This is a genomic window from Actinoallomurus liliacearum (genome assembly GCF_039542035.1).
Lineage (GTDB): Bacteria > Actinomycetota > Actinomycetes > Streptosporangiales > Streptosporangiaceae > Actinoallomurus > Actinoallomurus liliacearum.
Genome location: NZ_BAABHJ010000038.1, coordinates 93,899 through 116,424 on the forward strand (window position 1 = coordinate 93,899; position 22,526 = coordinate 116,424).

18 protein-coding genes and 1 pseudogene are annotated in these 22,526 nt (G+C 72.5%); 7 read left to right on the forward strand and 12 right to left on the reverse strand.

Annotated elements, in window-relative coordinates; genetic code table 11:
- Window positions 1–5: 5 nt before the first annotated feature.
- Window positions 6–1,277 carry an MFS transporter gene (locus ABD978_RS37400; RefSeq protein WP_345365233.1) on the reverse strand — a complete coding sequence of 424 codons (1,272 nt, stop codon included), beginning with the start codon at window positions 1,275–1,277 and terminating at the stop codon, window positions 6–8.
- Window positions 1,278–1,348: 71 nt separating this feature from the next.
- Between ABD978_RS37400 and ABD978_RS37405 the strand changes: the two genes are divergently transcribed.
- Window positions 1,349–2,314: a GlxA family transcriptional regulator gene (locus ABD978_RS37405; RefSeq protein WP_345365235.1), complete on the forward strand. Its 966-nt coding sequence runs from the start codon at window positions 1,349–1,351 to the stop codon at window positions 2,312–2,314.
- 137 nt (window positions 2,315–2,451) lie between these two features.
- Here ABD978_RS37405 and ABD978_RS37410 read toward each other — a convergent pair whose 3' ends face one another.
- On the reverse strand, window positions 2,452–3,138 hold the full coding sequence (locus tag ABD978_RS37410) for a response regulator (RefSeq protein WP_345365237.1): 687 nt from the start codon (window positions 3,136–3,138) through the stop codon (window positions 2,452–2,454).
- Window positions 3,135–4,433: a sensor histidine kinase gene (locus ABD978_RS37415; protein ID WP_345365239.1), complete on the reverse strand. Its 1,299-nt coding sequence runs from the start codon at window positions 4,431–4,433 to the stop codon at window positions 3,135–3,137. The genes ABD978_RS37410 and ABD978_RS37415 overlap by 4 nt, the downstream gene beginning before the upstream one ends.
- Before the next feature lie 226 nt (window positions 4,434–4,659).
- Here ABD978_RS37415 and ABD978_RS37420 point away from each other — a divergent pair, with 226 nt between their 5' ends.
- Window positions 4,660–6,060, forward strand: a complete 1,401-nt coding sequence (locus ABD978_RS37420) for an FAD-binding oxidoreductase (RefSeq protein ID WP_345365241.1) — start codon at window positions 4,660–4,662, stop codon at window positions 6,058–6,060.
- A gap of 140 nt (window positions 6,061–6,200) precedes the next feature.
- Here the strand turns inward: ABD978_RS37420 and dnaE are convergent, their stop codons facing one another.
- Complete coding sequence (gene dnaE / locus ABD978_RS37425) at window positions 6,201–9,725, reverse strand: DNA polymerase III subunit alpha (RefSeq protein ID WP_345365243.1); 3,525 nt, start codon at window positions 9,723–9,725, stop codon at window positions 6,201–6,203.
- 387 nt (window positions 9,726–10,112) lie between these two features.
- On the opposite strand from dnaE, the gene ABD978_RS37430 reads away from it, so the two are divergent.
- Window positions 10,113–11,510 (forward strand): amino acid permease, encoded by a 1,398-nt coding sequence (locus ABD978_RS37430; RefSeq protein ID WP_345365245.1) that lies wholly within the window; start codon window positions 10,113–10,115, stop codon window positions 11,508–11,510.
- 290 nt (window positions 11,511–11,800) lie between these two features.
- Here the strand turns inward: ABD978_RS37430 and ABD978_RS37435 are convergent, their stop codons facing one another.
- Both ABD978_RS37435 and ABD978_RS37440 read right to left on the reverse strand, forming a co-directional pair.
- On the reverse strand, window positions 11,801–12,106 hold the full coding sequence (locus ABD978_RS37435; protein ID WP_345365295.1) for a chorismate mutase: 306 nt from the start codon (window positions 12,104–12,106) through the stop codon (window positions 11,801–11,803).
- A 165-nt stretch (window positions 12,107–12,271) separates the two neighbouring features.
- Window positions 12,272–12,682 (reverse strand): annotated as a pseudogene (locus ABD978_RS37440) (hypothetical protein); the annotation flags it as partial.
- Between the two features lie 322 nt (window positions 12,683–13,004).
- Here ABD978_RS37440 and ABD978_RS37445 point away from each other — a divergent pair.
- The 4 genes from ABD978_RS37445 to ABD978_RS37460 all read left to right on the forward strand — a co-directional run bounded on the left by ABD978_RS37445 (window position 13,005) and on the right by ABD978_RS37460 (window position 16,223).
- Complete coding sequence (locus tag ABD978_RS37445) at window positions 13,005–14,096, forward strand: sigma-70 family RNA polymerase sigma factor (protein WP_425550812.1); 1,092 nt, start codon at window positions 13,005–13,007, stop codon at window positions 14,094–14,096.
- Window positions 14,093–14,911 (forward strand): AraC family transcriptional regulator, encoded by an 819-nt coding sequence (locus tag ABD978_RS37450; RefSeq protein ID WP_345365247.1) that lies wholly within the window; start codon window positions 14,093–14,095, stop codon window positions 14,909–14,911. Before ABD978_RS37445 ends, ABD978_RS37450 begins: the two co-directional genes overlap by 4 nt.
- A gap of 287 nt (window positions 14,912–15,198) precedes the next feature.
- Window positions 15,199–15,900 (forward strand): AzlC family ABC transporter permease, encoded by a 702-nt coding sequence (locus tag ABD978_RS37455; RefSeq protein WP_345365249.1) that lies wholly within the window; start codon window positions 15,199–15,201, stop codon window positions 15,898–15,900.
- Window positions 15,901–15,911: 11 nt separating this feature from the next.
- The gene (locus ABD978_RS37460; protein ID WP_345365251.1) at window positions 15,912–16,223 is read left to right on the forward strand and encodes an AzlD domain-containing protein; all 312 of its coding nucleotides are present in this window, start codon (window positions 15,912–15,914) and stop codon (window positions 16,221–16,223) included.
- 10 nt (window positions 16,224–16,233) lie between these two features.
- On the opposite strand, the gene ABD978_RS37465 is transcribed toward ABD978_RS37460, so the two are convergent.
- Genes ABD978_RS37465 through ABD978_RS37490 form a run of 6 tightly spaced genes read right to left on the reverse strand, consistent with a single transcriptional unit; the run spans window position 16,234 to window position 22,459 of the window.
- Window positions 16,234–17,235, reverse strand: a complete 1,002-nt coding sequence (locus ABD978_RS37465; RefSeq protein ID WP_345365253.1) for a M24 family metallopeptidase — start codon at window positions 17,233–17,235, stop codon at window positions 16,234–16,236.
- Window positions 17,232–18,152 (reverse strand): ABC transporter ATP-binding protein, encoded by a 921-nt coding sequence (locus ABD978_RS37470; RefSeq protein WP_345365255.1) that lies wholly within the window; start codon window positions 18,150–18,152, stop codon window positions 17,232–17,234. The genes ABD978_RS37465 and ABD978_RS37470 overlap by 4 nt, the downstream gene beginning before the upstream one ends.
- Window positions 18,149–19,009, reverse strand: a complete 861-nt coding sequence (locus ABD978_RS37475) for an ABC transporter ATP-binding protein (protein ID WP_345365257.1) — start codon at window positions 19,007–19,009, stop codon at window positions 18,149–18,151. The genes ABD978_RS37470 and ABD978_RS37475 overlap by 4 nt, the downstream gene beginning before the upstream one ends.
- Entirely contained in the window at window positions 19,006–19,851 is an 846-nt protein-coding gene (locus ABD978_RS37480) for an ABC transporter permease (RefSeq protein ID WP_345365259.1), read from the reverse strand. Before ABD978_RS37480 ends, ABD978_RS37475 begins: the two co-directional genes overlap by 4 nt.
- Window positions 19,848–20,873, reverse strand: coding sequence for an ABC transporter permease (locus ABD978_RS37485; RefSeq protein ID WP_345365262.1), 1,026 nt, complete (start codon window positions 20,871–20,873; stop codon window positions 19,848–19,850). Before ABD978_RS37485 ends, ABD978_RS37480 begins: the two co-directional genes overlap by 4 nt.
- Window positions 20,870–22,459: an ABC transporter substrate-binding protein gene (locus ABD978_RS37490; protein ID WP_345365264.1), complete on the reverse strand. Its 1,590-nt coding sequence runs from the start codon at window positions 22,457–22,459 to the stop codon at window positions 20,870–20,872. Before ABD978_RS37490 ends, ABD978_RS37485 begins: the two co-directional genes overlap by 4 nt.
- Between the last annotated feature and the right edge of the window lie 67 nt (window positions 22,460–22,526).

Consider the following 22,526-nt stretch of genomic DNA (forward strand, 5'->3'; position numbering starts at 1 on the left):
GCGTTTTACGTCGCCATGACCCGTCTCTTGATCCGGATCGACAGGAGTGCGGCGAGGAGGCACAGGGCCCCGGCGCCGTACCAGGCGGCCGCGTAGTCGCCGAGGCGGTCCCGGATGACGCCGGCGGTGACGGCGGCGGCCGCGGCGCCGATCTGATGGGAGGCGAAGACCCAGCCGAAGACGATCGGTCCGCTCATCTGGAAGTGCTCCCGGCACAGGGCGACCGTCGGCGGCACCGTGGCGACCCAGTCCAGGCCGTAGAAGATGATGAACACGAGCATGCTCGGGTGCGCGGTCCGGGCGAACAGGCTCGGCAGCACGAGCAGCGAGCATCCGCGTAGGGCGTAGTAGACGCCGAGCAGCACCCGGGAGTCGACCCGGTCGGTGAGCCAGCCGGAGAAGATCGTGCCGACCACGTCGAAGATCCCCACGAGGGCCAGCAGGCTCGCGGCGGTCGTCTCCGGCATGCCGTGGTCGTGCGCGGCCGGGATGAAGTGCGTGCCGACGAGGCCGTTCGTGGACGCGCCGCAGATCGCGAAGCCGCCCGCCAGCAACCAGAAGACGGGCGTCCGGGCGGCCGTGGCGAGCGAGCCGAGCGCCCGCCGTGCCGCCCCCGCGTTGTGCGGCTTGGGGACGATCTCGTCGGCGCCGTACGGCGGGAGGCCGACGTCCGCGGGGTGGTCGCGCAGGAGGAGCACGACCAGCGGCACGACGGCCAGCGCGGCGACGCAGACGGTCACCGCGGCGGTCCGCCAGCCGTGCATGTGGGTCAGGTGCGCCAGGACCGGCAGGAAGACCAGCTGCCCGGCGGCGCCCGCCGCCGTGAGCACGCCGGTCACCAGGCCCCGGCGTGCGACGAACCACCGGGAGGTGACGGTGGCGACGAAGGCCATGGCCATCGATCCGGTCCCGAGGCCGATCAGCACGCCCCAGCAGGCGACGAGCTGCCACGGCGCGGTCATGAAGACCGTCAGCCCGCTGCCCACCGCCACGAGCAGAAGCGCGGCGGACACCACCCTGCGCATCCCGAACCGGTCCATCAGGGCGGCCGCGAACGGGGACGTCAGGCCGTACAGCAGGAGGTTGACCGAGACGGCGGCGGAGATGGTGCCCCGTGGCCAGCCGAACTCGGCGCGGAGGGGGTCGATGAGGACGCCGGGGGTGGCGCGGAACCCGGCGGCGCCGACGAGGGCGATGAGGGTCACCGCGGCGACGATCCAGGCACGGTGCAGGCGCGGGCGGGTCCGTACCGGTGTGTCGGGAAGTGTCTGGGTCACCCGATGGAGTCTCGCCGCCGGCGGCTCCCGCGACGAGTGGCCCGAAAGCCAACATGTGAAAGAATCGGGCCATGCCGCATGAGGTGGTCGTCCTCGCCCTGAACGACGTCGTCGCGTTCGACCTGGGGGTTCCGTCGCAGATCTTCGGCGCGGCGCGGGACGCCGGCGGACGACCCTACTACCGGGTCCGCGTCTGCACCGCGGACGGCGGGCCGGTGCGCACCTCGGCCGGGTTCGCGGCCGTTCCCGACCACGGGCCGGAGATCCTGGCGGAGGCCGACACGGTCGTGGTGCCGGGGGTGCACGGCGGCGCGGCGCTGGAGGACGGCACCCTGGAGCCGCCGGTGGCCGCGGCCCTGGCCCGGCGACGCCCGGACGCGCGGCTCATGTCGATCTGCACCGGCGCGTTCGTCCTGGCCGCCGCGGGCGTGCTGGACGGCCGCCCGGCGACGACGCACTGGGCGCACGCGGACCTGTTCCGCGCGCTCCACCCCACGGTGCCGCTGGACCCGGACGTCCTGTTCGTGGACGACGGCGACGTGCTGACCTCGGCCGGGGTGGGGGCCGGGGTGGACCTGTGCCTGCACGTCATCCGCCGGGACCACGGCAGCGCCGTGGCGAACCACGCGGCCCGGCGTTCGGTGATGCCGCCGTGGCGGGAGGGCGGGCAGTCGCAGTTCATCGAGCGGCCGCTGCCGTCGCCCGCGGGCTCCTCGACGGCGGAGACCCGCGCCTGGGCCCTGGAGCGGCTGCACGAGCCGCTCGACCTCACACGGCTGGCGCGCCGGGCGGGGATGAGCGTCCGCACCTTCACCCGCCGGTTCCGCGCGGAGACGGGCCTCAGCCCGGCGCAGTGGCTGGTCCGCCAGCGGATCGAGGAGGCCCGGCGGCTCCTGGAGACCACCGACCTGCCGATCGACCAGGTGGCCGGGCGCGCCGGCCTGGGCACTGCGGCGTCCCTGCGCCAGCACCTGCACGCGGCCGTGGGGGTCGCCCCGGCCGCCTACCGTCGGACGTTCGGCGCCGCGCGGGTCTGACGCCGGCACCGCTGCTGCCGGCGCCCGGGCGGTCGACGTCCGCCACCGACGCCGGGCGCCGTACGACCGCCGGCGTTCTGTGGGCGTTCGCGGTACCACCGCGCGAGCGTCGCCGCCCACGGCGGACGTTCCGGGCGTCAGTGGTCGGGCTCCCACGGCGCGGCGGAGCCGTCGCCGGCCCTGACCAGGCCCGACTCGTAGGCCAGGACGACGAGCTGGGCGCGGTCGCGGGTGCGCAGCTTCGTCATCGCCCGGCTGACGTGGGTCTTGGCCGTCGTCGGGCTGATCACCATGTGCGCGGCGATCTCGTCGTTCGACATCCCGCGCGCGACCAGCGCGGTCACCTCCCGCTCCCGGTTGGTCAGGACGTCCATCACGTCCGGGGCGGCGGGCGGGCGCCGGGACACGAACTCCCTGATCAGCCGCCGGGTGATGGCGGGGGCGAGCAGCGCGTCGCCCCGCGCGGCGACGCGGATGCCGTGCAGCAGGTCGGTGGGTTCGGTGTCCTTGACGAGGAAGCCGCTCGCGCCCGCGCGGAGCGCGTCGAAGACGTACTCGTCGAGCCCGTAGTTGGTGAGCATGACGACGTGGACGCCGGACATCCGCTCGTCGGCGGTGATCCGGCGGGTCGCCTCGATGCCGTCGAGGACCGGCATCTGCACGTCGAGGAGGGCGACGTCGGGCAGGTGGGCGGCGGCGAGCGCGACGGCCTCCCGGCCGTCGGCGGCCTCGGCGACCACCTCGAGGTCGTCCTCGGCCTGCAGCAGGGCACGGAACCCGGCGCGGATCAGCGCCTGGTCGTCGGCGAGCAGCACGCGGATCACAGCGCCGCCTCCTCGCCGCGGACGGCGGCGACCCGGCCGGGCACGACGTGGCCGGGAACGGCCTGATCGGCGGCCTGCCCGGCGGCGCCGTGGTCGGCGGTCCGGTCGGCGGCGCGGTTCGGGGCGGGCGCGGGGATCGGGTGGCCGTCCGTCCGGGGCTCGTCCGCGATCGGGAGTTCGGCGTGGACGGTGAAGCCTCCCTCGGGGCGGGGCTCGGCGCGCAGTGACCCACCGAGCGCCGTGACGCGCTCGCGCATCCCGGTCAGCCCCACGCCCGGCTCCGGGGGCGCTCCGGGCGTGGCCCGCCCGTCGTCGTCGACCCGCACCGTCAGCGTGTCGCCGCCGTACCCGAGGTGCACGGACGCGGCGGCCGGGCCGGCGTGCCGGGCGACGTTGGTCAGCGCCTCCTGGACGATCCGGTACGCCGCGCGGTCGACCGCGGCCGGCAGGTCACGCGGCCGGCCGGTGACCGTGACGTCGGCCGGCAGGCCCGCGGACCGGGCCCGGCGCACCAGGTCCGGCAGCCGGTCGAGTCCACTGCCGCCGGGCTCGCCGTCGCGCAGCACCTCCAGAGTGGCGCGCAGCTCCCGCATCGCCTCGCCGCTGGCCTCCTGGATGGCCAGCAGGGCCTCGGGCACCGGCTCGCCGCGCTTGCGGGCGAGGTGGATCGCCACCCCGACCTGCACCTTGACGATGGAGATGCTGTGGGTCAGCGAGTCGTGCAGCTCGCGGGCGATCCGCAGGCGTTCCTCACCGGCGCGGCGCAGCGCCATCTCCTCCTGGGTTCGCTCGGCCTCCGCCACCCGCTCCCGTGCCTCGCGGACGTACGCCTCCCACTGCCGGAACGCGCCGCCCATCATCGCGCTGGCCAACAGCCACCCGGCCAGCAGGAACCGGTCCTGCAGCACCTGCCGGACCGGTTCCCCGTGGTGCAGCGTCAGATCGGTGATCACGGCGATGACGAGGGCGGCCTTGGGGACGAGTACGACGAACCGGTGCCCGGCGCGCATGGCGGTGAACAGCGCGACCATCACCGGCTCGGCGGCGGCCACGCCCGGGTAGCCGCGGACGAGGTAGGCGAGGACGCACCCGGTCGTGACCAGCAGCACGGCGACCGGCGCCCGGCGGCGCACGACGAGCGCGAAGGAGCCGGTCAGCAGGAGCAGATAGCCGAACGCGTCCATCCTGGTGTATCCGTGCGGCGCGATGGCCGCGCCGACCAGGGCGATGGCGGCGACGGCCGTCGCGATGGCCAGGTCGGAGAAGGGCGGACGAAGCCGGTACTGGATCCCCATTCGGGCAGCGTAGACCGGCGCCCGCCTTCTCCGGTTCCTCCTGGAAGGGGAGCCACGCGCTACTCCCCCGGGAGTACGCCGGCCGAAGCTGCGCCGAATGCCGCAGCGTGACTGCCGTCCCCCGTACGACGACGGCGGGGCGGTCGGGCGGCGAGCATCGGGACCGTCCGAAAGGCGACCGCCGTCACGCCGGTGACGGCCGGCACTCACGGGGAGCGGGGACGACATGACGAATACGACGACCGTCGGGCCGGAGAGGGTCGCGCGCACGCTGCGCGACGCCTTCGCCGGGCCGGTGCGCCTGCCCGGCGACGCGGCGTACGACGCGACGCGGTCCGGCTGGAACCTGCGGATCGAGCACCGTCCGCTGGTCGCCGCCGAGGCGACCGGCCCCGGTGACGTACGCGCCGCGGTCATCGCCGCGCGGGAGAGCGGGCTGCCGCTCACCGTCCAGGCGACGGGACACGGCACGCACGTGCCCGCCGACGGCCTGCTGCTCACGACGGGCCGGATGGCGGACGTGCGGATCGACCCGTACCGGTGCGTCGCCCGCGTCGGTCCCGGCGCGCGCTGGTCCGACGTGATCGCCGCGGCCGCTCCGTTCGGCCTGGCGCCGCTGTCGGGCACGCCGTTCGTCGGCGTCACCGGGTACACCCTGGGCGGCGGGACCGGATGGCTGTCCCGCAAGTACGGGTACGCCGCCGACTCCGTCGTGACGGCCGAGCTGGTGACCGCCGACGGCGAGCACGTGACCGCGAACGCCGAGCACCACGCGGACCTGTTCTGGGCGCTGCGCGGCGGAGGCGGCAACTTCGGCGTGGTGACCGCCCTGGAACTCCGGCTGCACGCCGTCGGCCGCGTCTACGCGGGTCTGTCCCTGTACGACGCCGGCAACGCGGCCGAGACGCTCGCCCGCTACCGGGAGTGGGCGGCCGATGAGCCGGACGAGCTGAACACGGCCGTCATGCTCATGCGGATGCCGGACGTCCCGGCCGTCCCCGCGCCCGTGCGCGGCCGGCCGGTCCTCGCCGTCCGGGTCTTCCACCTGGGCGGGTACGAGGAGGCGGAGCACCGGCTCGGGCCGCTGCTGGAGGCGGCGGGCGCGCCGCTGGTGGACGGCTTCCGGGCGATGACGTTCGCTGAGGCGAGCACGGCGCTCGCCGGGGCGTCGTCGCCCCCGATGGCGGTCCGCCAGCACCTCGACCTGTTCCGGGACCTGCCGGACGCGGTGCTCGGAACGCTGCCGGACGCGGCGTTCGGCGACGTGCCGGGGCCCGCGGTCGAGGTCCGGCACTGGGGCGGGGCGATGGCGCGGCCCGCGCCGGATGCCGGGCCGGTGGGCCACCGCGACGTGCCGTTCTCGGTGATCGCCACCGCACCGTACGGGCCCGGCGGGACCGGGTACGGCGACGCGGGCGTACGGGCCCGGGTCGACGCGGGGGTCGACGGCCTCGTCCGCCGGCTGCGGCCGTACGCGACCGGCGGGTCCTTCCTGAACTTCCTCACCGACCCGACCCGGACGCGGGACGCCTACACGCCGGACGACCACGCGGGCCTGTGCCGGGTCAAGCAGACCTGGGATCCGGACGACGTGTTCCGTCCGGGCCACCACATCCCGCCGCTGTGAGCGGATCTGCCGCGCCGGGACGAGCCGGCGGCCCGGAACGCCGCTCGAGACCGCCCGGCGGTAACCGGTCCGCGCGGCGGCCGGGTCCGCTCAGACCAGGCACGTCAGCTCGAGATCGCCGTCGGCGCGGCCCGGTTCGCTCAGACCAGGCAGGCCGGCCCGAGGAGCTGCTTGAGGTCGCCCATCAGCGCCGGTGAGGCCGTGACCCGGAGTTTGTCGTCGAGGCGGACGACCGTGGTCCGCGGTCCGTTCTGCAACTGCAGGTGGACCTCGGTCTGGCCCGGGTGGGCGCCCAGCACCTCCTTCAGGCCCTGGACGACCGGCGGGGTCACCCGGGTCACCGGCATCGAGACGGTGAGCGGCCGGCCGGAGTCGCTGACCGTCAGGTCCGGCTGGGTGACCTCCATCGCGATCAGCTTCGGGGTGTCCTCGCGCTTGTCGAGGCGCGCCTTCACGACGAGGATGGCGTCCTCGGCGAGCAGCGTGGAGCACAGCTGGTACGCCGACGGGAAGATCATCAGCTCGATCGCGCCCTCGAGGTCCTCCAGGGTGGTCAGCGCCCAGGAGTCGCCCTTCTTGGTGACCTTCCGCTGCAGCCCCGAGACCAGGCCGCCGACGGTGACGATCTGCCCGTCCGCCCGCTCGTCGGCGGTCAGCGCGGCGATCGAGCAGTCGACGTTGGCGGACAGGATGTGCTCGATGCCGAGCAGCGGGTGGTCGGAGACGTAGAGGCCGAGCATCTCGCGCTCGAAGGCGAGCAGGGTGGTCTTGTCCCACTCCCCCTCCGGGATGGCGATGTCGAACGTGGTGTCCACCACGTCGTCGCCCCCGCCGAACAGGGAGTCCTGCCCGATCGCCTCGTTGCGCTTGATGTCGATGATCGCGTCGATGGCCTGCTCGTGCACCATGACCAGGCTCTTGCGCTCGTGGCTCAGGCTGTCGAACGCGCCCGCCTTGATCAGCGACTCGACGACCCGCTTGTTGCACACCTGCGGCGGCACCTTGCGCAGGAAGTCCTGGAAGTCGGTGAAGCGGTCCTTCTCCTTGCGGGCCTTGACGATCGCGTCGACGACGTTCTCGCCGACATTGCGGATCGCCGACAGGCCGAACAGGATCTCGGTGTCGCCCTTCGGGGTGAAGTCCGAGTCGGACTCGTTGACGTCGGGCGTGAGCACCTTGATGCCCATGCGGCGGCACTCGTTGAGGTAGAGGGCGCTCTTGTCCTTGTCGTCCTTGACCGAGGTGAGCAGCGCCGCCATGTACTCGGCCGGGTAGTTGGCCTTGAGGTAGGCGGTCCAGTACGAGACCAGGCCGTACCCGGCGGTGTGCGCCTTGTTGAACGCGTAGTCGGAGAAGGGCAGCAGGATGTCCCACAGCGCCTTGATCGCCGCGGCGGAGAAGCCGCGCTCCTGCATCCCGGACTCGAAGGTGGCGTACTGCTTGTCCAGCTCCGCCTTCTTCTTCTTGCCCATCGCGCGGCGGAGCAGGTCCGCTTGTCCGAGGCTGTACCCGGCGACCTTCTGCGCGATGGCCATGACCTGCTCCTGATAGACGATCAGGCCGTAGGTCGTGTCGAGGATGTCCTTGAGCGGCTCTTCCAACTGCTCGTGGATCGGGGTGATCGGCTGCTGGCCGTTCTTGCGCAGCGCGTAGTTGGTGTGGGAGTTCGCGCCCATCGGGCCTGGGCGGTACAGCGCGAGGGCCGCGGAGATGTCCTCGAAGTTGTCGGGGCGCATCAGGCGCAGCAGCGAGCGCATGCCGCCGCCGTCCAGCTGGAAGATGCCGAGCGTGTCGCCGCGGGCCAGCAGCTCGTACGCCTTCTTGTTGTCCAGCGGGAGCTTCAGCAGGTCGAGCTCGACGCCCTTGTTGGCCTTGATGGCCTTCAGCGCGTCCTGCATGATCGTCAGGTTGCGCAGGCCCAGGAAGTCCATCTTCAGCAGGCCGAGCGTCTCACAGGTCGGGTAGTCGAACTGCGTGATGATGACGCCGTCGGAGTCGCGGCGCATGATCGGGATGTGGTCGGTCAGCGGCTCCGCCGACATGATCACACCGGCGGCGTGCACGCCGGTCTGGCGGATCAGGCCCTCCAGGCCCTGCGCCAGATCCATGATCTGCTTGACGTCGGTCTCTTCCTCGTACAGCTTGCGCAGCTCGCCGGCCTCGCCGTACCGCGGGTGCTTCTCGTCGAAGATCCCCGACAGCGGGATGTCCTTGCCCATGACGGCGGGCGGGAACGCCTTGGAGATGCGGTCGCCCAGGGCGTACGGGAAGCCGAGGACGCGGCCCGCGTCCTTGATCGCAGCCTTGGCCTTAATGGTGCCGAAGGTGGCGATCATGGAGACCTTGTCGGCGCCCCACTTCTCGGTGACGTAGCGGATCGCGTCGGCGCGCCCACGCTCGTCGAAGTCGACGTCGATATCGGGCATCGACACGCGGTCGGGGTTGAGGAACCGCTCGAAGATCAGGCCGTGCGGGAGCGGGTCCAGGTCGGTGATGCCCATGGCGTACGCGACGAGCGAGCCCGCCGCCGAGCCACGGCCCGGGCCGACCGCGATCCCGTTGTTCTTCGACCACATGATGAAGTCGGCGACGACGAGGAAGTACGACGGGAACCCCATCTGGCAGATGACGTCCATCTCGTACTCGGCCTGCTTGCGGTGCTCCTCGTCGACCCCCTCGGGGAAGCGCCGCTCCATGCCCCGCCAGACCTCTTTGCGGAACCACGACTCCTCGGACTCGCCCTCCGGCACCGGGAACCGCGGCATGAGGTTGCGGTACTCGAACATGCCGGACGAGTCGACGCGCTCGGCGACGACGAGGGTGTTGCGGCAGCCCTCGGCCCAGATGTCGGAGGTGTCGAGCGCCCGCATCTCGTCGGCGGTCTTGAGGTAGTAACCGGAGCCGTCGAACTTGAAGCGGCCCGGGTCGGACAGCTGCTTGCCGGTCTGGATGCACAGCAGCGCGTCGTGCGCGGACGCCTCGGACTCCCGCGTGTAGTGCGAGTCGTTGGTGACGACCGGCGGGATGCCCAGCCTCTTGCTGATCTCGATCAGCCCGTCGCGGACCCGGCGCTCGATGTCGAGGCCGTGGTCCATCAACTCCAGGAAGTAGTTCTCCTTGCCGAAGAGCTCCTGGTACTTGGCCGCGGCCTCCAGGGCCTTGTCGAAGTGGCCGAGGCGCAGCCGGGTCTGGACCTCGCCGGACGGGCAGCCGGTGGTGGCCATGAGGCCGGCCGAGTGCTCGGCCAGCAGCTCGAAGTCCATCCGGGCCCACTTGCGGATGAACCCCTCGGTGTAGGCCCGGCTCGTCAGCTTGAACAGGTTGTGCAGGCCCTCGGCGTTGCGCGCCCAGATCGTCTTGTGGGTGTAGTGGCCGCCACCGGAGACGTCGTCGCCCTTCTGGCTGGGCTCCCCCCAGCGCACCGGCTCCTTGTGGAACCGGGACGCCGGCGCGACGTACGCCTCGATCCCGACGATGGGGGTCACCCCGGCCGCGGTGGCCTGCTTGTAGAAGTCGTAGGCGCCGTGGGTGTTGCCGTGGTCGGTCATCGCGATGGCCGGCATCTTCTGCCGATCGACCTCGGCGAACATCTCCTTGAGACGGGCCGCCCCGTCGAGCATGGAGTACTCGGTGTGCACATGCAGATGCACGAACGAGTCACTCATGCGCGATGCGCCTCCTTCAGGCATGCGACGCCTCGCGTGCCCGGAGCACGCGCCGCGTCGGAAGTCGTCGTCTGGGGGTGAAAGGCCGGCCGGGGACCGGGTCCCCTGAGCCTAACGGTGCCGCAGTGATCGCCGGGGCCCGACACTCCGGATGTCCGGTTTATACCTGTTTTCGGTCGACCATGCCTCTCCCCCAAGCGAGGCGTCTCCGGTCACGGCCCGCGGTCCGGACGACGGCGTACACCTCACCTACCAGGGTCTACCGCATTTCGGCCCGCGGATCGACCGCGCCCGTGTCGCGGCGCGAACACGCTCCGCCACCTTGTAAGGTCAGTGCCCGTATAGCGGTTTTCGGGGGAGCGGAACCCGCTGGAAATCGGAGGCTGCGTGTCGACAGCACTGGACCACCAGGGCACCGCTCCCGGCGACGAGGACGCCGGCTACATACAGTCCCTCGGCAACCGCCAGGTACGCATGATCGCGATCGGTGGCGCGATCGGTGTCGGCCTGTTCCTCGGGGCCGGCGGGAGGCTCGCCGCGGCCGGGCCGAGCCTCGTCCTCTCGTACGCCGTCTGCGGTATCGCGGCGTTCTTCGTCATGCGCGCGCTCGGCGAGCTGGTCCTGCACCGGCCCAGCGCGGGCAGCTTCGTCACGTACGCCCGGGAGTTCATCGGCCCGTGGGCCGGCTTCGCCAGCGGCTGGATGTACTGGCTCAACTGGGCGATGACCGGGGTGGCCGAGACGACCGCCGCCGGCATCTACGTGCACAAGTGGCTGCCGCAGATCCCGCAGTGGGTCACGGCCCTGGTCGCCCTCGCCGTGCTCCTGACGGTGAACCTCCTGTCGGTACGGCTCTTCGGCGAGCTGGAGTTCTGGTTCGCCGTGATCAAGGTCCTCGCCATCGTCGTCTTCCTGTTCGTCGGCCTGTCGCTGGTCCTCACCGGCGCCGGCGTCGGCCACGACCACGCCGGTGTCTCCAACCTCACCGCGCACGGCGGCTTCCTGCCGCACGGGGTGCCCGTCGTCCTGATGAGCCTGCAGGCGGTGGTGTTCGCCTACTCGGGGATCGAGATGGTCGGCATCGCCGCCGGCGAGACCGAGAACCCGCGCAAGGTGCTGCCCGGCGCGATCGGCAGCGTGATCTGGCGGATCGGCATCTTCTACGTCGGCTCGGTCCTGCTGCTCGCCATGGTCCTGCCCTGGACCGTCTACAGCGCGAACGAGAGCCCGTTCGTCACGGTGTTCTCGCGGCTCGGCGTCCCCGGCGCCGGCGACATCATGAACGCGGTCGTGCTCACCGCCGCCCTGTCGTCCTGCAACTCGGGCCTGTACTCCACCGGCCGCGTCATGCGGGCGCTGGCCGTCAAGGGCGAGGCGCCGAGGTTCGTGGGGCGGATGAGCGCGCGGCACGTGCCGTACGGCGGGATCCTGTTCACCTCGATCGTGCTGCTCCTCGGCGTGGTCCTCAACTACGTCGTGCCGAAGATGGCCTTCGACATCGCCACCTCGATCGCCTCGCTCGGCGTCGTCGCCGTGTGGGCGACCCTGATCTCCTGCCAGCTCCGGCTCCGCGCCCGCGCGGCCCGCGGCGAGATCGAACGGCCGTCCTTCCGGATGCCGTGGGCCCCGGCGTCGAACTGGGTCACGCTCGGCTTCCTCGTCCTGGTCGTCGTCCTGATGGCCTTCGCGGACACGGCCAACAAAATCGCCTTCTGGTGCCTGCCCGGTGTCGCCGTCGTCCTGTTCGTCGGCTGGCGGGTCGTCCGAAACCGCCGCGCCCCCTGACCCGGGCCCCCGTCCCGGCGGGTGGAACGCTCGGCGAACACTGCCATGACGGGACCGCGTTCCCGACGAACCGGGACAAAGCTCCACCACGCGGCCGTCTTCGCCGAGCATCCGGCACACCCCCGAACCGCGCCCACCACGCCCGCGACCACCCGGACGCGTCAGGCCTCCGGACCAGTGGGCGCCAGGCCGGTGAACGCCGGACCGAGCAGACCGGGACCGGCGGGGCCGGGTACGCCGGGGCCGACAGGGGCCGGGCCGGTGGACGCCGGGCCGGGGCGGCGGGGTGGTCAGGCCGGGGAGAGGTCGCGCTCTTCGGACGCCTCCAGGCCGGTCTCGATGACGGCCGTCATGATGCGGCCGAGCCGGTCGGCGCCCAGTCGGGGGGCGCGCGACACCATGGCCTCGACGATCTCGCGTTCGCGCCGAGGGTCCCGGCCCGCGAAGCCGCCGACCGGCTTGAGCCGCTGCACGGTGGCCGCCAGTTCCGCCCGGCGCTCCAGCAGCGTCGCCAGCGCCGCGTCGACGCGGTCGATCGCCGCCCGGGCGCCGGGGATCGTCTCCGGCACGTCGTCGCACGTCAGGGCCCCGAGCAGCGCGGCCTTGGCCCGCACCCCGGCCACCACCGCCGACTCGGCGTCCTCGCCCAGGAGCAGTCCGCACGCGCCCGCCGACAGCGCCGCGACGGCGAGGTCCGGGGCGGCCGAGACGTCGACGAGGACGGGCCGGTGCCGACCGGCCGCCCGGACCAGCGACAGGTCGATGGTCGCGTGCGGCAGGTGGGTGCGCGTGCCCGTCTCGCACAGGACGACGTCCTGGTTGCCCTCGGCGACGCAGTACTCGGCGGCCGACAGCCACTCCTCGAGCGTGGCCGCCGGGGCCCGCTGCACGACCACGGGACGTCCCGTACGGGCCACCGCCCGCAAGAGCTGGAAGTCCTGCATCCAGGCGCCGCCGACCACGACTCCGTCGGCATGCGTCACGATGGCCGGCAGGTCCAGGGCGGAGAACGGCTCGACGAGCAGCGGGCCGTGGTACGACCGGCGTACCCGGGTCAGCTCGGCGGCGGCGTTCGCCCGGCCGTGCAGGCGGCGCAGGCTCACCACGGCGACGTCCGGGTCGGCCGCCGGTCCGGCGATCATGACGGGGGTGTCCCGATCGTGCAGGTCCATCGGAATCTCCTTCCGGGGCGGGCCCGGAGCCGAGCCGCCCACTCACGGTGGAAAAGCGAAAGGCAGAGCCCGTGGGGCTCTGCCTTGGCCGGCTCGGGGGTCGTCGCTCAGGTCACGGCGACCGGCTCACCCGGAGCCGGCTGCATAAACCCGAAATAGCGACGATCCACGTGCCCAGAGTAGCGGGGGCGACCGGAGGGTCGCCACCCGGCGGGATCCTCGTCTCGGCCAATGAGACGCACAGCGGTGCCGGGCCCGCGTCACCTCCGGGTAGACCGATGGTCTCGGGCGAGTCAGTGCCGTTCTGTCGTAGGGCGGGCGTATACCGAGACGATGGGCCTGCGGTGCCTGCCCGCGCGGGTCGCCGGTCACCCCGGAGCGACGAACTCGAAGGGTCACCATGAGCACGGACAAGGCGGTCAAGGACGACTTCCTCCGACAGGCGGCTCCGTACCGGCGCGAGCTGCTGGCGCACTGCTACCGCATGCTCGGCTCGGTGCACGACGCGGAGGACCAGGTCCAGGAGACGTACCTGCGCGCGTGGCGCTCCTACGACGGCTTCGAGGGCCGGTCCTCGCTGCGGACGTGGCTGCACCGGATCGCCACCCGCACGTGCCTGACCGCCCTGGAGAGCCGGGGTCGCCGGCCCCTGCCGACCGGTCTCGGCGAGCCGAGCGCCGACCCGTACGACACGCCGATCGAGCGGTCCGAGGTGCCCTGGCTGGAGCCGATCCCCGACGCGATGGCCGGTGCCGAGCACGCCGACCCCGCCGCGATCGTCGCCTCCCGGGAGAGCATCCGGCTCGCGCTGATCGCCGCCCTGCAGCACCTGCCGCCCCGGCAGCGCGCGGTGCTGATCCTGCGCGACGTGCTGAAGTGGCGGGCCGCCGAGGTGGCGGAGGCGCTGCACACGACCACCACGGCGGTGAACAGCATCCTGCAGCGCGCCCGCGCCCGGCTCGACGAGGTGGCGACTCCACCGGAGGATCTGGCCGAGCCGGCGTCGGCGGAGGAGCGTGAGCTGCTCGCCCGTTACGTCCGGGCGTTCGAGGAATACGACGTCGCCGCCATCGTGGAGCTGCTCACTGCGGACGCCGTCTGGGAGATGCCGCCCTACACCGGCTGGTACCAGGGCGCCGAGAACATCGGCCGGCTGATCGGCGGGCAGTGCCCCGCCGACGGCCCGGGCGCGATGCGGCTGGTCTCGACCCGGGCGAACGGCCAACCGGCCTTCGCCGTCTACATGCGCGCCGCCGACGGCGCGCACCACGCCTTCGCGCTGCAGGTGGTCACGCCCGCGCCCACCGGGGTCGCGCACGTCGTCATGTTCTTCGACCTGCGGCTCTTCGCGAAGTTCGGGCTGCCGGCGGTGCTGCCGCCCGTGCCGGCGGCGCCGATAGCATCGGTGCCATGAGCCGGGAGGTCGCGCACTACCGGCGGCACCCGGCCGAGCCGGGTGTCGACCTGCTCAGCGCCCGTTACGTCACCCACCGCTACGCCAGGCACGCGCACGCCACCTACACCGTCGGACTGATCGAGTCCGGGGTGGAGGAGTTCGAGCACGCCGGGTCGCTGCTGCGGGCGACCACCGGCCAGCTCCTGCTTCTGAACCCGGAGGTCGTCCACACCGGTCACGCGGGCGTCCCCGAGGGCTGGCGCTACCGCGTGCTGTACCCCACGGTCGACGTCGTCGCGCAGATCGCCGCCGAGCTGGGCGCCCCGTCCGGCACGCCCTACTTCCCCCAGACGGTGCTGGACGACCCGGAGGCCGTCCGGCTGCTCCGCGCCGTGCACCACAGCGCCGACGGCGGCGACGCGCTCGCGGCCTCCTCCACGCTGCACCGGGCGCTCGCCGGCCTCCTGCGCCGCCACGCCGCCCGGCCGCCGCGGTCGGTCTCGCGCGGCGCGCCGCCGCGGGCGGTCCGCGCCGCCCGCGAGATCCTTCACGAGCGGCTGTCCGACCCGCCGTCCCTCGACGACCTGGCCGCCACGGTCGGCGCCGGCCGGTTCGCCCTCCTGCGCGCGTTCCGCGCCGCGTACGGGCTGCCGCCCCACGCCTACCTGGTCAACCTGCGGGTCCAGCGCGCCCGGGCCCTCCTGGACGCCGGTGTCCGGCCCGCCGAGGTCGCGGCCGACCTCGGATTCACCGACCAGGCGCACCTGACCCGCCATTTCAAGCGGATCGTCGGCGTGCCGCCCGGCGCCTACCTGCTCGGCCGCCCCGCCTGACCACCCCACCGGCACCCATCCGCTCGGCCGCCCCACTCGCCCGACCGGCCCGCCCGGCGCCTACCCGGGAGGACCACACTTCGTGTCCCGCTTCTTCATGCCAACGGTCGTGGTCCCCGAGGACCCGGTGACCGGGCAGAACGCTCGATGAGTCCCGGCTCCCGCGAATGAGCCGCTTTGTGTCACTCTGTCCACCCGATCGCCGAGGCTTCTCGTCCAGGAAGGCGCCGGACTGAACTGCAATTTCGTGCAAGACCGGTAGATGTCGGGCCGCTTAGCCTGCGGGCATGGATTCGCAGACACGTCCTGCCGTCCGCGACGGACTGGGCGTCGGCCTGGCGGTCGGCCTGTCCGGGCTGGCGTTCGGGGCCGCCGCGGTCGCGGCCGGGCTCGGTGTGGCGCAGGCCTGCGCGCTGAGCGTCGTGGCGTTCACGGGGGCGTCGCAGTTCGCGCTGATCGGGGTGGTCGCCGGGGGCGGCAACCTGATCGCGGGGGCTCTCGGCGCCGTCCTGCTGGGCGGCCGCAACGCCCTGTACGGCCTGCGGCTCGCGCCGACGCTCGGCGTGCGCGGGTGGCGCCGGCTGCTGACCGCCCATCTGGTCATCGACGAGACGACCGCGGTGGCCACGGCCCAGCCCGCCCCCCGGTCGGCTCGCGCGGGTTTCTGGGCCACCGCGATCAGCCTCTACCTCACCTGGAACCTCTCCACCCTGTTCGGCGCGCTCGGCGCGGCCCGGCTGGGGAACCCGGAGACGTACGGTCTCGACGTGGTCGGTCCGGCGGCGTTCCTCGCCCTGCTGTGGCCCCGCCTCACCTCCGGCGGCACCGAGCGGATCGTGGCGCTGCTCGCGATGGCCATCGCAGTCGCGACCACGCCGCTGCTGCCGCCGGGCGTGCCGATCATGCTGGCGGCGGTCGCCGCGCTGGCCGGGATCGTACGCCGCACTCCCCCGGTACGCCCCGCCCCCGAAGAGCTCTCGAGAGTCTAGACAGGAGAGTCATGGCCGTCTGGATCGCCGTCCTCGCGACGGGGCTCGGCTGCTACGCGCTCAAACTCGCCGGGCTCGTCGCCCCGCAACGTGTGCTGGACGACGAGCGGGTGCGGCGGTTCACCGCGCTGGTACCGGTCGCGCTGCTGACCGCGCTGGTCGCCGTGCAGACACTGGCGCACGGCCGCACGCTGGAGCTGAACGGTCCCCGGCTGGCCGGCCTCGCCGCCGCCGTCGTCGCGCTGCTCCTGCGCGCTCCGTTCCTCGTCGTGCTGGTGGTCGCGGCCGCCGTCGCCGCCGGCCTCCGCGCGCTCGGCGGCTGAACCGGACGCGCTACAGGTCGACGACCGAGAGCAGCCGAGGCGTCTGGTTGAGCCGGCGGGCGCCCATGTCGGTGCAGACGACGACGTCCTCGATCCGGGCCCCGTACAACTCGGGCAGGTAGACGCCGGGTCCGATCGACATGGTCACACCCGCGTCGAGGACGGTTCCGTCCTCGGGTGTCAGGTAGGGCGGCTCGTACGCGTCGAGGCCGATGCCGTGGCCGGTCCGGTGGAGGATGAACGCGCCGTACCCGTTGTCCGTGATGACCTCGCGGGCGATCGCGTCGATCTCGCCGACCGCCACACCGGGGCGTACCGCCTCGCACGCGGCGGTCTGCGCGGCCAGCACCACCGAGTACATGGCCTCGAAGTCCTCGGGCGGCTCGGCCACCACGAACATCCGCGCCGTGTCGGAACAGTAACCGCCGTACCGGCCGCCGAGGTTCACCCGGACGGCGTCACCGGGGTTGATCACCCGGGCGGAGGGGCGGTGGTGGGGATCGGCCGAGTTCTCCCCCGCCGCGACGGCCACGGACACGATCTCCTCATGCCCGGTCTCGAGCAGCAGGGCCCGCAGCCGCCGCGCCATCTCGCGCTCCGTCGAGCCGGACCAGGTGAGGTCGCGCGCCGCGACCAGCGCCCGGTCGACCGCGTTCGCCGCGCGGTCCATCACCTCGATCTCCTCGGCGGACTTGCGCATCCGCAGCGGGGCGAGCAACGGCGCGGCGGAGGCGATCGGCGTCTCCGGGCCGAGCGACGCCTGCAGGGCGAGCAGCTCATGGGCCGGCATCTGCGGATCGACGGCGACCCGCGCGCCGACGGGGATGAGCGCGACCACGTCGCGAGGCGTGTCGACCGCGTGGACCGGCGAGCCGTCGGGCGTGACGACGAGGAAGGTCGGGAGCGTCGCCTCGAGGAGGTACCTCAGGTTCGACGACGGCCGGAGGACGAGCACGTCGACGGCGTGCGCGGTGAGCAGGGACCGGAGCCGGTCCAGGCGTTCCGCGCTCACTCGGCGGCCGAGCCCGGTGCGTCGTAGAGCCAGCAGGCCACTCCCCCCAGGGGCACCGGCTCCCGGACGGAGCAGACGTCCATCGCGCTGGGGCAGCGTGGATGGAATCGGCAGCCCGAGGGCGGCGCCGCCGGATTCGGGACGTCACCGGGGAGTTCGGCGGGGAGCGTGCCGGAGCCGTCCGGCGTGGGGATCGCGGCGAGCAGCGCCCGGGTGTAGGGGTGTTTCGGGTCGTCCCAGACCTCCGCGGTCCGGCCGATCTCCACGATCTTGCCGAGGTACATCACCGCGATCCGGTCCGCGATCAGCCGTACCACCGACAGGTCGTGACTGATGAACAGCAGCCCGGCGCCGGATTCGACGGCGAGGGACCGCATCAACCCCGCGACCTGCGCCTGCGCGGAGGCGTCCAGCGCGGAGATGGGCTCGTCCCCGATCAGCAGGGACGGTTCCGCGGCGAGGGCACGGGCGATGGCGATGCGCTGCCGCTGCCCGCCGGAGAACTCATGCGGGTACCGGCCGGCCATGTCCGCGTCGAGACCGACCCGTTCCAGGAGCTCTCCCGGTGTCGCCTCGCCGCGGACCCCGTCGGCGATCTGCCTCCCCACCCGGCGGCGCGGGTTGAGCGAGGCGTACGGGTCCTGGAACACCATCTGGATCCGGGTCAGCGCCGGATCGCGGCGGCGCAGGCCGAGCGGGCGTACCGGGCGGCCCTCGAACGCGACCGAACCGCCGGTGGGAGCGGTGATCCCGCAGACGGCGCGGGCGAGCGTCGACTTCCCGCAGCCGGACTCGCCGACCAGGCCGACGACCTCACCGGGCTCGACGGTGAGGCTCGCTCCCGCGACGGCCCGGACCGGCGGCCGGCCGGGGGTGTGGTGGTCGACGACCAGGTCCTCGACGGTCAGAAGCGTCATGAGTCCTCCTTCCTTGCCCGACCAACCCGCCCCGACCGACCTCCCGGCGTCGGGGGGGCGACTCGGAGGGCTGCGCCTTCGATTCCCTCGCTCCGGTCGGGCAGCGCGTCCAGCAGGGCACGCGTGTACGGATCGGCCGGCTCGCGCATGACCCGCGCCCGCGGCCCGGTCTCGACGAGGCGGCCGTCCCGCATCACGCTGATCACGTCGGCGACCGACGACATGACGCCGAGGTCGTGGGTGATGAGCAGCACCGCCAGGCCCAGGTCGTCGCAGAGGCCGCGCAGCAGCCGGAGGATGCCGGCCTGCACGGTGACGTCCAGCGCCGTCGTCGGCTCGTCGGCGATCAGCACCTGCGGATCGCAGGCGAGGGCGATGGCGATCGCGATCCGCTGCCGCATCCCGCCGGAGAACTGGTGCGGGTACCGGTCGAGCGCGTTCTCCGGATCGGGGATGCGCACCTTGCCGAGCAGTTCCGCGGCCCGTGCGCGCGCCTGCCGCCGGTCCAGCCTCAGGTGATGGCGCATGGGGTCGGTGAGCTGGCGTCCGATGGAGAGCATGGGGTGCAGGCTGGTCGACGGGTCCTGGAAGACCATGCCGACCTCGCTGCCGCGCCGCTTGTTCATCGCCTTCGGCGAGAGCGTCAGCAGATCGGTGTCGCCGAGTGAGATCGTCCCGCCCATACGCGCGCCGTGCGGCAGCAGGCCGAGGACGGCCAGGCCGGTCATGGTCTTGCCCGAGCCGCTCTCCCCCGCCAGCCCGTGCACCTTCCCCGCCTCCAGGGCGAGGTCGATGCCGCGGATGATCGGTCGGCCGCCCAGCTCGACGGTCAGTCCCTCGATGGCCAGGATCGTCACAGCGCCCGCTCCTTGATCGCCCTGGCGGTCCGCGGGTCGAGCGCGTCGCGCATGGTGTCGCCGAGGAAGTTGAACGCCATCACCACCGTGAGGATGGCCAGCCCCGGGAAGACCCCGACCCACCACTTGTCGAACACCTGCGTGGCCGACGCCACCATCGCCCCCCATTCCGCGGTGGGCGGCTTGGCGCCGAGGCCGAGGAACGACAGGCCGGACAGCAGCAGCAGCTGGGTGCCGATGTCGAGGGTGGCGAGCACCAGGATCGGCCCGGTCACGTTGGGCAGCACGTCGGTGCGGAGGGAGCGCCAGACGGAGAACCCCAGCAGCCGCCCGCTGAGCACGAACTCGCGGGTCCGGATGCCGAGCACCAGCCCGCGGGTGACGCGCGCGTACGCCGGCCAGGAGACGACGAGGACCGCCAGCACCGCGTTGCGCAGGCTCGCGCCCAGCGACGCGGCCACGGCCATCGCCAGGATCACGGTCGGGAAGGCGAAGACCAGATCCGCCACGCGCATGATCGTCTCGTCCACCCACCGGCCGAAGTAGCCGGCGCAGGCGCCGAGCAGGCCGCCGATGACGACCGACAGCGTCACCAGCAGCAGGGTCAGCGGAATCGACAGCCGCGCGCCGTACAGCACCCGGCTGAACACGTCCCGGCCGAGGTCGTCGGTGCCGAACCAGTGCGCGCCGCCGGGCGGGCTCAGCCGGGGGAACTTCTGCGCGAGCGGATCGTACGGGGCGAGCACGGGTGCCGCGATCACGACGATCAACCAGGCGACGGTGACGACGAGGCCGGTCACGGCGAGGGGTCTGCGCCATGCCTCCGGAAGGCGGTGGATCACGTGCTCCTCACTCTCGGGTCGATCACGCCGTACAGCACGTCGACGATGAGGTTGACGACGACGTAGATCGCGCCGACCACCAGCCCGACGCCCATGACCGCGGGCAGGTCGAGATTGGTCGCGCTCTTGTACGCGTACTGTCCGATGCCGGGCCAGGCGAAGATCGACTCCACCAGCACCGTGCCGGACAGCAGGCTCCCGAAGGCGAGGCCGGCCACCGTGATGACCGGGACCAGTGCCGCTCGCAGCACGTACCGCAGCAGCACCACGTGTCCGGGCAGGCCCTTGGCCCGAGCCGCCCGCACGTAGTCCTGGCCGAGCACCTCCAGCACCGCCGAACGGGTGAACCGGGTCAGCAGCCCGATGGTGTACGCGGCGAGCACCAGCGCCGGCAGCGCCAGGTGGCCGACGGCGCTGGCGAACACGTTCCACTGGCCGGCCATCGCCGCGTCCACCGTGTACAGGCCGGTGACGTGCGGCGGCGGCGACATGGTGGGCGCGAGGCGTCCGGAGCCGGGGGCCAGCCGCAATCGGTAGAACACGAAGTAGAACGCGAGCAGGGCCAGCCAGAACGTCGGTACCGACACCCCGGCGAGGCTCGCCACCCGCAGGAACTGGTCGACGATCCGGTCCCGGCGCAGCGCCGCGATCACTCCGAACGCGACGCCGACCACGAGCGACAGCACCAGCGCCGCGCCGGCCAGCTCGAACGTGGCGGGCACGAACTCCGCGAGGTCCGCGTCGACCGAGCGGTGGCTCTGCTGTGACTCACCGAGGTCGCCATGAGCGAGATCGCGCAGGTAGTTGACGTACTGGACCGGCAGCGGCTTGTCGAGGCCGTGCTGCTCGCGGAACTGCTTGACGATCGCCGGGTTGCCGAGGGCCTGTTGCCCCAGGTTGGCGGCGGCCGGGTCACCCGGCACCAGGTTGGTGAGGGTGAAGGTGACCAGGGTGACCCCGACGGCCAGCAGTACGGAGACCGCCAGCCGCCGGGCCAGAAAGCGGATCAGCTGGTTCTTCACTTGCTGCCGAGCGCCGAGAGGTCGATGGTCCACACCGGGTTCAGCGCCAGGCCCGTCACCGAGGACGCGCTGACGACGTGCTGGCTGGGCTGGAACAGCGGAACGATCGGGCCGGCCTGGTTCAGCTGCGCCTGGATCTGCTGGTACTGCTGGGCCCGGTCGCCGTCGACGGCCCGCGCGGCCTTGTCACCGGCCTGCTCCAGCGCCCCGTCGTCGCCCTTCTTCCAGCCCGCCCGCAGGCCGATGAGCTTGCCGGGCAGGAAGGCGAGGTAGTCGCTGGCGTCCGGGTAGTCCGGGCTCCACCACCACAGGCCCATCTCCTCCTTGCCGTCGCGGTAGTTCTGCAGCGCGGTCGCGATCGGCGCGGGAGCCAGGTCGACGGTGATGCCGACCTCCTTCAGGTTCGCCTGGATGCGCTCGGCGAGCGGCTGGAAGGACAGACCGTTGAGCGTGAAGTCGCTCGGGAACTCCAGCTTGACCTTCGGGTTCGTGACCCCGCTCGCGGCGAGCGCCGCCTTGGCGCCGGCCACGTCGCGCTTGGTCGCCTGGTCCGCGGGCAGCGCGCCGTTGATCATCGACGGCACGATCCCGGCCGCCTGGACCGAGCCCTCGCCGGCGAGCTGGAGCAGCCCCTGGTAGTCGATGCCCTTACGGACGGCCTCGACGAACTTCGGGTTGGACGTGACCTTGCTGACGGAGGCGCTGTGGTTGGCCAGCAGGAAGAACACGCTCGCCGACGCGCCCTTGGCGGTCTGCAGGCCGCCGGCGATCCCCTGTGCCTGATCGGCCGACAGGTCCACCGCGATCTGGCTGTCGCCCCGCTGCACGTTCAGCTTCTGCGTCGGCGCCTGAACGTTGCGGATCACCACCTTGCGGTACACCGGCTTGGTCGTGCCCCAGTACTTGTCGTTGGCCTTGAGCACGACCTGCGTGCTGGCGTTGAACGACTCCAGCTCGTACGGGCCGGAGCCCGCGGACTGGCCGTTGAGGAACGACTCCGCCTTGTCGTCGGCGCCCTCGGTGCCACCGTGCGCCTTGACGACCTTGGAGTTGACGATGCCGAGCGCCGGGTTGGGCAGGATGAACGGCAGCGCCGGGTTCGGCTGCGGCGACCGGAGCTCGATGGTCGTGTCGTCGACCTTCTTCACGGTCACGCCGTCCAGCAGGAACGACGGGTTGCCCTTGAGGTCGCGGACCCGGTTCAGCGAGAACACCACGTCGTCGGCGGTGACCGGGCTGCCGTCGGAGAACGTGGCCCCCTGCCGCAGCTTGAGCGTCAGCGTCTTGCCGTCCTTGGACACCTGGTACGACTCGGCCAGCGCGGGCACGGGCTTGCTGACGTCGGATCCGGTGAAGGTCAGCAGCGTGTCGTAGAGCGCTCGGTCGACCATCAGGCCGGTCTGCTCGTACATCCGGCCGGGGTCGGCGGTCTTCAGGTTGAAGGACGTGTCGACGACCAGCGTCTTGCCTCCGGACGCCGAGGACGACGAGGAGGATCCGCCGCCGGAGCATGCGGTCAGGCTGATCGCGGACGCCACGAGGACGGGCAGGATCGCCCGCCGGGGCGCGGAGCGCAGGCTCGGCATGTACAGCCTCCGAGGGTTTCGGTCGGGGGGAAATGCGGTATTTGCCCACATCTAGACGATTAGGTAC